Source organism: Sorangium sp. So ce887 (genome assembly GCF_051521455.1).
GTDB lineage: Bacteria > Myxococcota_A > Polyangia > Polyangiales > Polyangiaceae > Sorangium.
On sequence record NZ_CP150354.1, the window covers coordinates 12,627,036 to 12,639,571 of the forward strand.

The following is a 12,536-nucleotide window of genomic DNA, read 5'->3' on the forward strand; positions in this document are numbered from 1 at the left end:
CCCATCCGGGTCACCTGGCGCGTCCACGCGGGAGATGGGTGGCACCCGGGGAATCCCCTCAAATGACGCCGAAGATATCGCGGAAGACGGCGTGCTCCCGGACGATGCGGTCGAAGGCAATCATGAGGGGCCGAAGCCAGTCCTCGCGCAGGGTGGGAATGCAGTCGTACCCGTAGAGCCCCTGGCGATAGAGCGAGCGTGTGCGGCGCTTGACCGTGTCCCGCACCTCGTCGACGCGCTGCAGCGGGTGGATCGGGGCCAGCGAATTCGCGCCTTCGCCAGTGAGCGGTGTGCGAATGCAGGCGCTCTGGAGGAGGTGCGTCGCCGCGGCTGAGGACGTCGGGCTGCTAACCTTACACGTCGGGGCCTTGCGGTGGCCACCCCGCAGGGAGGACAATCGGGTGCGATGGTGACCTCCTCCGCGCCGGTGAAGGTCGAGCTGCTGGAGCGGACGGACGTATACGTGGTGGCAACCTGGCGGCGGCTCATGCTGCTCGTCTGGCGCGGGCAGGCCAGCGTCGCCGGCATCGAGCGCTCCCGGGCGCTCTTCCAGCCCTGGGCGGCGCGCCAGCCGGGAGGGGCAGCGTTCCTGATCGTGGTCCCCCGCCAGAATACCGGGCCGCCCGACGAGGAGACCCGGGCGGCGATGCAGCGGGCGGCGAGCGCTCCCGGGAAGTCCCTCAAGGGCATGGCCACGCTCATCGAGGCCGAGGGGTTCATCGCCGCCTCGGTCCGCGCCATCATGATGCGGCTGCAGGCCCGCGGGACGCAGGGGCCCGCGCCGAACGTCTTCCGGACGCCGGCCGAGGTCGCGGCCTGGGCGGCGGCGGTGCTGCAGGACTGGGAGGTCACGCCAGAGAGGCTGGCGGAGGCGATCCGCGTGGCGCGCGAGGGCTGAGCGCGCGCCCGCCGCCCGATCGCCATCGGGGCGGTCCGGTGTGCCCGGACCGCCTCGATCGCACCCGACAGAGCAGGCGTTCTTCGGCCTCGTCGGCGTGCCCCAAGCACATCCCCACCTTCGCTTCGCGGTCCATGAAGCTCAGGGTTTCGATGAATCCTGTCGCCGATGAACCTGCATATGCCGACCATGGAGCGGTTCTATGCGACCATCAATTTGCCAAATTTCGTCACGAAATGAGGGGATCTCTCAGCTTGCGGTCCTCTTCTCTTTCCCCCCTCATGCTGCCAACAAGGCATCGCACCCGTAGGGTTCAACCGGCCATAGAAGCCGGGCTGCAGGACCGCGACCCGCTCGTGCGCGGACAGGCCGAGGCGGCGGCCGAGGACGTCGAGTGGTATCTCGGGTGGGCGCTGGCGGGCCGGGAGCACAACCGCGGGCGGCCTGTCTGCCCACGATGAGCAACATGGACATGCTCAGCTATCTCCGGTATCGCTGAACCATGAGAGCCGCCCGACGGGAACGATATGGAACACCGGCAGTCATTCGGATCGAAGACGTGGCAGTGCCCACGCCGGCCGATGACGAAATCTTGGTTCGCGTCCACGCAGCTACGGTGAGCCGCACCGACTGCGCGTTGCTCTCGGCCAGCCCGTTCATCATGCGGTTCGCGACCGGTCTTCGCAGGCCCAGGACCGAGACGCTCGGCACCGACTTCGCGGGGCGGGTGGAGGCGATCGGCGCGCGAGTACGCAGCTTTGCGGTCGGCGACGATGTCTGGGGAATCAACGATCTCGGGGCCGGGTCTCACGCGGAGTACCTCGTCATCTCCGGGGATGCCTCGGTCGCGCGCATGCCCGCCGGCCTGAGCTTCGAGGAGGCTGCAGCCTGCATCGAGGGCGCCTGGTATGCTTACAGCATCATCGAGCGAGCGGGCCTCAAGAAGGAGCGGCGCGCGCTGATCAACGGGGCTACCGGGGCGATCGGATCCGCGCTTCTGCAGATGTCCGTGCACCTGGGCGCCACCGTGACCGCGGTGGGGAACACAAAGAACCTGGAGCTGTTGAGGTCGCTGGGGGCCGACAGGGTCATCAACTATGAGCAAGCGGACTTTACCCGCGACGACCAGGTCTATGACTACGTGTTCGACGCGGTCGGAACGAGCACGTTCGGCGCCTGCAAGCGCTTGTTGACGCCGAAGGGCGTGTACGTTTCCTCGGAGCTCGGGCCTGGCTGGCAGAATCCATTCCTGGCAGTCTTCACGCCCGCTCTCGGCGGAAAGCGGGTCGTGTTCCCGATACCCATCGATCGGAAGGCGTTTCTCGAGGTCATGCACCGGCTCGTTACCGAGCGCCATTTCCGGCCCATCATCGACCGTACCGTTACCCTGGATGCGGTCCAGGAGGCCTATGCCTACGTTGCGTCCGGACAAAAAACGGGCAACGTGGTGCTGAAGCTCACTCCGTGAGGGGTCTGCGCAGCCTCGCTCCGAGCGGCAAGGCATGCGCGACGGAGGGCCAGGGATCGCTCAGCGGATCGGGCCGGCGACCCTCGACGGCGAGGCGGGGGCCGCCTCCGCGGCGGGCTCGAGCGGCGCGCAGCCGTCGGCGGCGAAGGGGCCGATCGCCGGCTCGCCCTTGACGAACGCCGAGACGCGGCGCATCCGCTCGGCGAACGCCGCCTCGGTCTCGGCGCGCCGCGGGTCGGCGGCGAGCGGGACGGTCCCGAGGCCCTCGCTGCGCACCGGGCAGATCTCGGCGAGGGGCGGGGCGCCCCGCCGCAGGCGCAGGCGCGCGAGCATCGCGAGCTCGGGCGCGGGGCCGGTCCTCTTCACCTTCATGATGAAGTTGCCGAGGCTGTAGAAGATGGGCCGGCCGCGGCGGAGCTCGATGCCCTGGAGCACGTGCGGGTGATGGCCGACGAAGGCGTCGGCGCCCGCGTCGATGGCGGCGCCGGCGAGCGCGCGCGCCTGGGGCAGCGGGGTGTCCAGGTACTCGGTGCCGCCAGTAGGGTACAGCTATACGGTAGGATGCCTTCCGCTTGGTGCTACGTCGCGGTAATCCCAGGCGTTTCAGCCTGGCCCTCGGCTGTGGTCCCTCGGCGCCTTCTCCCGCCTTGCCTGCACCGGTTCCGCGGCCCTTTCGGACAGGCCTGCTCAGCAGCCGTGGACCTCCTCCAGCTTCGCCCGGGTGCCGTCGTCGACGCGCCCTGTCGTGGTCAGCCCGTGGCGGAGCTGGAACATCTGCACGGCGTGGATCGTGAGCTGGTTGTTGAGACCGTCGACCTCGCCGCCATAGAGGCCCAGGTTGCGCAGCCGGCCTTGGACGCCGCTCATTTCGCTGATCGGGTCGAGTCGTCGCATACCGACCTTCACCACCCACGCCGTGCCGTCCCGATCGACGGTGAGGCGCCCGTCGCCCTGGTCCGGCATCACCGGGAGGCTGACCATTCCGTTCGCGTCGGTGGTGCCCGTCTCGGTCAGTCCGCCCAGCTCCAGTCGATAAGGCCGATTCGCCAGCACCTCGTCGCCGTCGGCGTGCAGGTACATGATCAGCCGCGAGGGCACGCCGCGCCGCCGGAAGACGTGCCGCCGCTCGGTCACGGCTTCCACCTCGCGCGGCGTGATGGCGGGCACGAACAGCCGATCACCGGGAAAGAGGGTGTGCGGGGTCTTGCGCAGGCGCGCGAGCGAGCGGTTCTCCGGGTGATTCCACACCGTATCGACGAAGTGCCCGTGCTGGTAAGCAATGCTCTCCGCCGACTCGCCCTGCTTCACTTCAATCCACATGCCGGCCACGTCGTCTCCTTTCGCTTCGCCCGAGATCCGCCGGCGCCGGGAACGGCGCGAGCGCCCTTCGCCGGCGCGCAATACGCTACTTCAACCGGATGGAAGGCGGATATCCCTTGTTGGTCGCGATCTGCGTTTTCAGCCTCCCGGAGGGCGGCCCTTCGCCCCAGAGGAAGTCTTGCAGCTCCCCCGCGACCGCCTCCAGGAGGTCGGCGCGTTGCCCGCGTTCGTTCGCGGCGCCGCGATTGCGATAGCCGTGGGCCAGGTCGACCATGTCCGTGCGGATGCCTTCGACCGTGTCGACGTAACCGTCAATGTAGATGGCCGAGATCTCCTCGGCCTTGGCGTTGATCTTGTCCTGCTCGTCCTCGAACGGCTTCGCCGCGAGCTCGAGGCCCTTCTTCTGCTCGACGCGAACCAGGCGCTGTTTGGTGAGCTCCTGTCCCTCTTTCTCGAGCTCGGCCTTCTTGGCGGCGCGGATTTGCGTGGAGAGCTTGGCGTTGTCCTTCACGGGGTCGTGGTAACCGGGCGGGGTGTTGGCGAGGACCAGGTTCCGGGCCTGGTCACCGGGCGCGGCGGCATAAGCGTCGGACAGGTTGAGCAGCGTGATGTGCTCTTTGCGCTTGTTCAGCTCCCGGTCGATCTTGGCGATCTCCTCCTGCAGATCGAACAGCGGATCCTCCCGCTTGGTCAGCTCCGTCAGCTTGGCCTCTTTTGCCCGCTCGACTTCCGAGACTTTCATCTCCAACTGATGGATCTGTGCGACGGTCTTCTCGACCACCTTCCAGTTCTTGCTGATCGCCTGGACTGTCTTCTTGTAAAGCGCGAGAGCTTCGTTGTAGCTCTCGTCCAGATCGCGGGTATCCGGCGCGCCCTCGCGATCGATCTGGTTCTCGGCGGCGGCGCGAGCCTGCTCCGCGAGGGTGACCCACGGCTGGAGCGGGAGCTGGATGGCGCGGTTGACGAAGACCCGCTGCGGCTGCTGTTGCGCCACGTTGAGCGTGGCCTCCACCAGAACGAGCTCCTTGTTCCACTCGACGAGCGCGTCGATGGCCAGGGAGGAGTATTCGGCGACGCTTCGCACCGCGATGCCGAGGGCGAGCTGGGCCGCTTTCCACGGGCCTTCCTGGGGATACTGGAACGAGAAAATGGTCTTCGCCGCGTCGGCCTTCATCACCCCGCCGCCGCTCGCGGCCAGCACGAAGAGCGCGCGCAGGCGGAGCAGGTGGGCCGCGCGCGCCTGCACGAGACGCGGGCGGTTGAGGCCGACGATCTCGATGGTCCGATTGGCCCGAGCTTGATTGTTCTGCTGGTTTCCGCTGCCGCCGGCGATCGCCCCGACCCGCGCCGTGGCCGGATCGAAGCGCAACACCTCCCGCGGGTTCGGGACGCTGCCGCTCCCGGGATCGAGCAGCATGGCCACTTCGGCCCCTGCGCCGGGGAGAAACCGCGGGAGCACGAACACGTTCGGTTGCTGTGGGTGCGGCACGGGCGCGACGTCGAAGCGGTTGCCCTTGTAGGTCTGGTTGCACTGCTTGCAGCTCAGGAACAGGTTGGCCCAGGTCTGGGAGAGCCAGAAGTAACCGGGGTGATCGTCGACGTCGCGCACGACCTCGGTGTTCAGTGGATTGGCCTCCTTGACGGCGGCCTTGGGCCGGTAGTGCTCGACGTCCCCGACGTCGGTGTCGAGAATGAAGCTCTCGCAGAAGGCGCACTTGCCGAAGTGCGAGCGGATGAGCGCGCGTTTGACGGCAGGGTCGGAGTAGTAGCTGTGGACCGAGAAGAGCTTGCTCTCGAACCCCGCGCAGGCACCGTTGTCGGCGATTCGGGCGTGTTTGGCGAAGGTGTCCGCGAGCTCGCTGCCGGCGTCCACCTTCTTCTTGCTGCGTCGCTTCTTCTTCGCCCCCGGGTCACCGCCGTAGGCCTTGGGGTCCTTCCAGTACTTGACCGCCTCCGTCTGGAAACGTGCGCCGTCTGCGGTGAGGACGTTCGGGGCTGCGCCCTTGTCGATCGGAATCACGCGGCGACGTTACCACCATTGTGTCGGCGCGGCGTGCAAACAGGCCGTCGCCCGCCCTCGACGATGCCGTGCGGCTCCTTCGCTCGGGCGAAACCGCGGCGAAAGCATGCGGCGCCTTCGCGCCGAGGTGCCAGCGATGCGCCGCGGGGACCCAAGGAAGGGAGACCGCGCCGGGGATGCACGAACGTGTACCATGCCCCCCTGCTCAACCGGCGTCGCTCGTCAATGCCACCAGCCTGCGCGACCAGCCCGCGCCACCGCTCCCCCCCGAAACCACACGCCGCTGGACACTCCGACCCCGCCGTCGAGACTGCCTCTCAGGAAAACCATGCGAGCTGACCTTCTCCGTCGTCCCTCCAACATCGAGCGTCTCTCGTGATGGGTTGCCTCAGCGGGCCGCCTGACAAGGTCATCGACCTGTCGCTCTCCGAAGTCCTGTTCGTGACGTCCGCGGACCTCCGTTTCCGTAACGAGCTTCTATTCGTGACGTTCGCGGGTCCGCGTTTCCGTAATGAGGTGGCGAAGGAGATGCTGGCGCTGTTCGCGGGCAATGAGAGACCGAACCGTGGTGGATGGCGCTGGCGCAATGACGGGTGAGGGGAATGGCCCAGATCGGGGAGGGGATCCAGGATACACGTTCCTGGCGTGCCCGGGACGCCCGGGATGGTGTTGGCGACAGGCCCGGGCTTTGCGAGCCACGCCTGAAACGCCTGGGATTACCGCGACGTAGCACCAAGCGGAAGGCATCCTACCGTATAGCTGTACCCTGCTGGTTGCTCTTGTGATAGTTCGATTTCCATAACCTACCTCCGTTGGGGGTGGTGGCCAGTGGGGGCATCGTGGCCAATGGGCGGTCGTCGCACGACAGCAGAGCTCGGCGCGCACCAGCAGCGCCCGACGCACCGGAAAGCACGGTTGCGTCACCGGGGAGCTGCACCAGCGCTTCCGGGACGCGGCCCGGCGGAGCTGGGGAGCGGGATCAGCGGATCGGGGAGCGCGGCTAGCAGCGCAGGAAAACTGCACCAGCGGGTCGGAGGAGCGATATCAGCGCGAAGGGGCAGGTGCACCAGCGGGTCGGAGGAGTGACACCAGCAGCTCGGGGAGCGCGGCCAGCAGCTCGGGGGAGCTGCACCAGCGGGTGCTGGCAAGGGCTCCGGACCTGCTGGCGAGCGTCCATGACCTGCTGGCACGGTCCCCCGGGCCACTGGGACGCGTCCTCGTGAGCTGCCGCAACAGAGACGTGGTGTAACGAGGAAGGAAATTCTGTAGTTTTCTGTGACGCTTATCACGACCAGACGGAGGATTGCATTGGACACTCGACGGCGCTCTCGCATCGACGGGAGCAGGGCTGTATCAGGTCGAGGTGCGGGTCGAGCGCTGTTCGCGCGGATGCTCGTCGCCCTCGTCGCTCTCGTCACCGTGGCGTGCGGCGACGAGCCAGACGACACCAGCACGAGCAGCGGCTACCCGAGCGGGACCGGCGGCAGCGCGGCAGCCAGCACGAGCGGTCCGGGCGGCGCGGGCGGGACCGGCGGCGCGGGCGGGACCGGCGGCGCGGGCGGGACCGGCGGCGCGGGCGGGACCGGCGGCGCGGGCGGGACCGGCGGCGCGGGCGGGACCGGCGGTACAGGCAGCGCGGGCGGCGCAGGCGGCGCGGGCGGCAGCGGCGGAGGCCCCGGCTGCGCCGCGGGCGCGTCGCAGATCGTGCCGTGTGGCCTCAATGGAAACGGGGAGCAGACGCAGGTCTGCACCGACGGTGTCTGGGTCGACGAGGGCGCGTGCGACGATCCGGACGAGTGCGTCAACGACGCCCAGCAGAGCGAGCCTTGCGGCCACAACGGCGCCGGGACGGCGACCTCGGTCTGCACGGGCGGCGTCTGGCAGCCGGGCGCCTGCGTCGATCCGGACATCTGCACGAACGGCACGACGCAGGAAGCAGCCTGTGGCCTGAACGGGGCCGGAACCAAGCCCCAGGTATGCACATCAGGGCAATGGCAGGACAACGGCGCCTGCGTCGATCCCGACGTCTGTACGAACCGCGCGACGCAGCAGCTCGCCTGCGGGCTCAACGGTGCCGGCGCGCAGCGCCAGATCTGCACCGCGGGCCAGTGGCAGGACGATGGCGCCTGCGCCGATCCCGACGTCTGCACGAACGGCGCGACGCAAGAGGTGGGCTGCGGATACAACGGCGCGGGCACGAGGCTGCAGCGTTGCGCAGATGGCCAGTGGCAGGACGATGGCGCCTGCGTCGACCCCGACGTCTGCACGAACGGCGCGACGCAGGACGTTCCGTGCGGGCTCAACGGTCGCGGCGATCAGCAGCAGACCTGCACGCAGGGCGCGTGGGCGGACACCGGCGCGTGCATCGATCCCGACGAGTGCGTCGACGGCGAGGTGGCGCTCGCGACGTGTCCCGGCGGGGTCCAGTCGGCGACGTGCGTCGAGGGGCTCTGGGACGAGGACGGGGCGTGTGAGACGAGCCCGATCAGCGCGAACGAGTACAACACGTGCGCCGTCGTGGGTGGGAAGGTCTATTGCTGGGGCGACAACGCGAACGGACAGATCGGCAATGGCACCACGATCTCGGCGGCCACGCCGACGCCGGTCTCGAACCTGAACGACGCCGTGAGCGTCGGGATTGGCTGGTCCCATGGGTGCGCGCTGCGCGCGACCGGCGCCGTCGTCTGCTGGGGGTCGGGCAGCAACGGTCGGCTCGGGAACGGGGCCACCGCGAGTACGACGATGCCCGTCACCGTGTCCGGTCTCAGCGACGCCGTGGCCCTCGACGTCGGGGGCGATCACGCGTGCGCGCGGCGCGCGACCGGTGCCGTCGTGTGCTGGGGTCGTGGCGGCTCGGGCCGGCTCGGCAATGGCTCTACGGCGGATGCGACGACGCCAGTCACGGTCTCGGACCTCACCGACGCCGTCGACATCGACGCGGGCGGCGCACATACCTGCGCGCTGCGCGCTACCGGCGCCGTCGTGTGCTGGGGAGATGGCCACAACGGCCAGCTCGGCAATGGCCTCACGGCGGACCAGTCGACGCCCCTGCCCGTGTTCGGCCTGAACGACGCGATCTCGATCTCGGCCGGCACGGGGCACAGCTGCGCCGTGCGAGCGAACGGCGGCGCCGTTTGCTGGGGGAACGGGCTCACTGGCCAGCTCGGCAACGGCTCTGCGATCACCATGTTCACGCCCGTCGCGGTATTGAACCTCTCGGATGCGGTCGCGCTCGAGACGAGCAATGCGCGCGGCGGCTGGGACGCGGGCCACTCGTGCGCGCTGCGCCGGAACGGCGCCGTCGTGTGCTGGGGGAATGGCGCCGATGGCCAGCTCGGGATTGGAAGGTTCTTGTCGTCGAACCGGGGCGGCACTGCGGTGCTGGACCTGAGCGACGCGCGCGCCTTGGCGGCGGGCCTAACTCACACGTGCGCCGTGCGAAGCACCGGTGAGCTCCGCTGCTGGGGGGCGGCAGGCTATGGGCAGCTCGGGATTGGAACGATCGATACCGCACCGTTGCCGGTCCCCGTGGTGGACCTCGATGACGCGGTGGAGATCACCGCGGGCGCATCCCACACGTGCGCGCTGCGCTGGAACGGCCAGGTCCAGTGCTGGGGCGAGGGGGCCTACGGTCGACTCGGCAACGGCTCCGAGGTGGACCAGACGACCCCCACTCCTGTGTCTGACCTCACCGACGCCGTTCAAGTCACCGCGGGCGCATCCCACACGTGCGCCCTGCTTCAGAGCGGGCAGGTCCAGTGCTGGGGGGAGGGCGCCAATGGCCGGCTCGGGAACGGCTCGCTGGATGACCGCCGCACGCCCGTCGCGGTGTCGGTCCTGTCGGACGTCGTCGCGATCAGCGCAGGCGCTCTCCACACGTGCGCCGTGCGCCAGAACGGGCAAGTGTCCTGCTGGGGGGCGGGCTGGGACGGTCGGCTCGGGAACGGGGCCACAACCTCCCAGACCAGGCCCGTCACCGTGCTCAACATCGCCGACGCTGTCGACGTCGCGGCCGGTGGCGAGCACACGTGCGCCTTGCACGCGTCAGGCGCTGTTTCATGCTGGGGCAAAGGGGGGCTTGGAAACGCCACGTTGTCGAGCTCGCCGACGCCGGTCTCGGTGGTGGGCCTGGGCGACGCCGTCGGGCTCGCTGCGGGGAGGGTTCACACGTGTGCGGTCCACAGCACGGGTTCGGTGAGCTGCTGGGGCGCCGGTTCTGGTGGACAGCTGGGCAACGGCACGACGACGGGCGCCACCATTCCGATGCCGGTCTCGAACCTCGGCGATGTCGTGCACCTGAGCGCGGGCTCCTCGCACACCTGCGCGGTCACGGCCCTCGGGGGAGCGTTCTGCTGGGGTCGCGGTGACAGCGCGCAGCTCGGAGGCGGCTCGGTGGTCGATGCGCTGACGCCGGTGCCGGTCTCGAACGTCGCCGATGCGGTGAGCATCAGCGCTGGAACGAACCACACCGCCGTGCTCCGCCGGACAGGCTCGATCGCGGCGTGGGGCGCGGTGGGCGTGGGTCAACTCGGCAATGGCAGCCCGAAGGTGAGCTTTCCCGTCGCCGTCGCCGGGCTCTGAGCTTCGCACGCGAGCGCGCCTCCGCACGTCGAGGCGCGCTCGCGGTGGCGAAAGCAGGTCGATGGCTCCGACCAGTCCAGGCAAGGAGTGCGTCGACGGGGGGCAATCACCTTCCCGCCGCAGATCGACGTCGCGGAGCGGCACATCAAGGATCCACCCGCGTCACGGCCTGTCCGCGAGGACAGCAGACTGCCGGACCGCCGTCGGCGCGCGCGTACTCCTTGAGCGCGATCGAGTCGTGCAGCCGGACCCCGTGGCTGCTCAGCTTGGCCAGCGCGCGCGACACCCCGCGCGGCGCCACGCTGACCAGGCGGCCGATCTGCGCCAGCGCCCACAGCTTGAACCGGCTGCCCGGGACCAGGCGCCTGGCGGCGTTCAGCGCGAACACCCGGCTGCGGCGCACGTAGTCGGCCAGCTTGCGCTCGCAGGCCTGGAACGCGCGCGCGTGGTCGCCGCCGGCCGCGGCCAGCTCGCCGGCGAGGATATAGGCGCCGACCACCGCGAGGCTGGTGCTGCCGCCGACCGCCGGCCCCGGCGAATAGCCGGCGTCCCCGGTCAGGGTGACGCGCCCGCGTGACCACGAGTCCATGCGCAGCTGCGTGATCGAGTCGAAGTAGAACGCCGGGGTCCGATCGAGCTCGGCCATCAGCCGCGGCACCTCCCAGCCGGCCCCGGCGAACGCCTCGCGCAGCAATTGCTTCTGCCGCGCGACGTCCCGGTGGTGGACATCGAGCTCGCGCGGGCTGCGGAACAGGAACACCGCGCGCGCGTCGTCGATCGGGAGGGATCTGGCTTGACACTACGTTCCATAGAAGGACAAGCAAACGCGTTCCGCAAAGTCAAGATTCTCGGAGCCGTTCCTGACTCGTGCAGTCCGACGGTGCGAGCTCATTGACAGAACGGGCCTTGTGCGATCAGGCAGGTCTTCCACGCCTGAAACGCCTGGGATTACCGCGACGTAGCACCAAGCGGAAGGCATCCTACCGTATAGCTGTACCCTACTGGCAGAGGGATGAGCGCCGTCAATGCCGCTCAGGCGACCACGAGCCCGGCGCGCGCCAGCCGCCCGGTCAGGGCGGCGAGTCCGCCTTCGTACTCCCAGTGCAGCGCTCGGCCGTGGGACGAGGTCACCAGCACGTACCTCTCGGAGTCCGACTGGATGCGCTCGACGGCGATCAGCTTGTCGACGAACGGCTCGTCCTGGATCTGCTCGACGCCTTCCGTGTTGTCGGCGTCGTAGCCGTGCATGACCAGGGCGTTGCGAACGTGGAGTGCGATGAACTTGGGCATGGCGCGAGAGGATTCGAGAAGGCGGGCGCGCTCTCAACGCCGCCGAGCGTGCTGCACGTTTGCCAGCTCGATTCGGCCGTTCGGCTCGCTCATGGACGGGCGTGAGCCCCTTGCGCCGCGCCGCTGCGGACGGTCGAACGCCTCCCGGATGCGGCGCAGGAGCTCGATGGGCGCGATGGGCTGACTGACCAGGTCGACGTCCTCGTCGAGCTCGCCAGTGTGGCTGTACGGTGGGTGAGACGGCCGCTATGAGTAGCTTGACTTTCGGATCACGTTTGGATTTCCTGCCCCCGAGCGAGCGGGCGGCGCCGGGGACGCAGGGCAGAGCGCCATCGGGGAGAGGGGTGTTCGCGGTACCCATGGCGCGAGCCGCCCGTGGCGGGACGGGACCGTCACTGGACGCCGGAGAACGGACTGCCGGCCCGGTGGTCATCGCCCATGGTATCCGGGGCTCGTCCGCGGCGGGGACCCCGATCTCGAGGAGAACACGCCAACCGGTCTGTCTTGACGTCGCGTCGCGGTGGTGGGATCAACGATTTTCTTTCTGATGAAAGGAGTCGTCGAACATGAAGCACGTTTTCATGCTGTTTGTTCTCCTGGGGATGATGGCCGGGTGCGCGGTCCAGGCGGACGGATCCACCGTGGAGGAGGATGGTGATTCGGTGACGGCGGGTGAAGCCGCAGACGCCGAGGTCGGCGAGGCTCGGGAGGCGGCCAGTAGCGATAATTGCACCTGCGATGCGGACATCTGTGTCTGTATGTGCGGCGCGGGAGGCGACTGCGAACGCGAGGGCAATGTGTGGTACTGCGGCTGCTGATTCCGCCGCTGGAGCCAGGAGATCCCCGCGTCAACCGGCCGCCGTCGCGCCGCTGCGCGCGGCCTCGCCCTACCCATGGTCCGGGCGGACGCGGGCGGACACGCTGGGGCCGGCGAGGTGCTCGTCCCCCGGCACGAAGAT

Annotated in this window: 10 protein-coding genes and 1 pseudogene; 5 read left to right on the forward strand and 6 right to left on the reverse strand. The window is 69.0% G+C overall.

What is annotated here, in order from left to right; genetic code table 11:
* Positions 1-58 precede the first annotated feature (58 nt).
* Complete coding sequence (locus tag WMF36_RS47305) at positions 59-397, reverse strand: hypothetical protein (RefSeq protein ID WP_437577458.1); 339 nt, start codon at positions 395-397, stop codon at positions 59-61.
* A 9-nt stretch (positions 398-406) separates the two neighbouring features.
* Here WMF36_RS47305 and WMF36_RS47310 point away from each other — a divergent pair, with 9 nt between their 5' ends.
* Together WMF36_RS47310 and WMF36_RS47315 are read left to right on the forward strand one after the other, a co-directional pair.
* Positions 407-898, forward strand: a complete 492-nt coding sequence (locus WMF36_RS47310; RefSeq protein WP_437577459.1) for a hypothetical protein — start codon at positions 407-409, stop codon at positions 896-898.
* A 502-nt stretch (positions 899-1,400) separates the two neighbouring features.
* Positions 1,401-2,366 (forward strand): NAD(P)-dependent alcohol dehydrogenase, encoded by a 966-nt coding sequence (locus WMF36_RS47315; protein ID WP_437577460.1) that lies wholly within the window; start codon positions 1,401-1,403, stop codon positions 2,364-2,366.
* Between the two features lie 60 nt (positions 2,367-2,426).
* Here WMF36_RS47315 and WMF36_RS47320 read toward each other — a convergent pair whose 3' ends face one another.
* The 3 genes from WMF36_RS47320 to WMF36_RS47330 form a co-directional block, all read right to left on the reverse strand.
* A complete protein-coding gene (locus WMF36_RS47320) occupies positions 2,427-2,915 on the reverse strand; it encodes a CapA family protein (protein WP_437582055.1) in 489 nt (162 codons plus the stop codon).
* Between the two features lie 138 nt (positions 2,916-3,053).
* Positions 3,054-3,767: a peptidoglycan-binding domain-containing protein gene (locus WMF36_RS47325; protein WP_437577461.1), complete on the reverse strand. Its 714-nt coding sequence runs from the start codon at positions 3,765-3,767 to the stop codon at positions 3,054-3,056.
* Positions 3,768-3,771: 4 nt separating this feature from the next.
* Positions 3,772-5,559, reverse strand: a complete 1,788-nt coding sequence (locus WMF36_RS47330) for a hypothetical protein (RefSeq protein ID WP_437577462.1) — start codon at positions 5,557-5,559, stop codon at positions 3,772-3,774.
* A gap of 522 nt (positions 5,560-6,081) precedes the next feature.
* Between WMF36_RS47330 and WMF36_RS47335 the strand changes: the two genes are divergently transcribed.
* Both WMF36_RS47335 and WMF36_RS47340 read left to right on the forward strand, forming a co-directional pair.
* On the forward strand, positions 6,082-6,303 hold the full coding sequence (locus tag WMF36_RS47335) for a hypothetical protein (RefSeq protein WP_437577463.1): 222 nt from the start codon (positions 6,082-6,084) through the stop codon (positions 6,301-6,303).
* A 792-nt stretch (positions 6,304-7,095) separates the two neighbouring features.
* Entirely contained in the window at positions 7,096-10,287 is a 3,192-nt protein-coding gene (locus tag WMF36_RS47340; RefSeq protein WP_437577464.1) for a hypothetical protein, read from the forward strand.
* Positions 10,288-10,432: 145 nt separating this feature from the next.
* On the opposite strand, the pseudogene WMF36_RS47345 reads toward WMF36_RS47340, so the two are convergent.
* Both WMF36_RS47345 and WMF36_RS47350 read right to left on the reverse strand, forming a co-directional pair.
* Positions 10,433-11,065 (reverse strand): annotated as a pseudogene (locus WMF36_RS47345) (FAD-dependent oxidoreductase); the annotation flags it as partial.
* Positions 11,066-11,319: 254 nt separating this feature from the next.
* Complete coding sequence (locus tag WMF36_RS47350; protein WP_437577465.1) at positions 11,320-11,577, reverse strand: hypothetical protein; 258 nt, start codon at positions 11,575-11,577, stop codon at positions 11,320-11,322.
* Positions 11,578-12,143: 566 nt separating this feature from the next.
* On the opposite strand from WMF36_RS47350, the gene WMF36_RS47355 reads away from it, so the two are divergent.
* Entirely contained in the window at positions 12,144-12,395 is a 252-nt protein-coding gene (locus tag WMF36_RS47355; protein WP_437577466.1) for a hypothetical protein, read from the forward strand.
* The last annotated feature ends 141 nt before the right edge of the window (positions 12,396-12,536 follow it).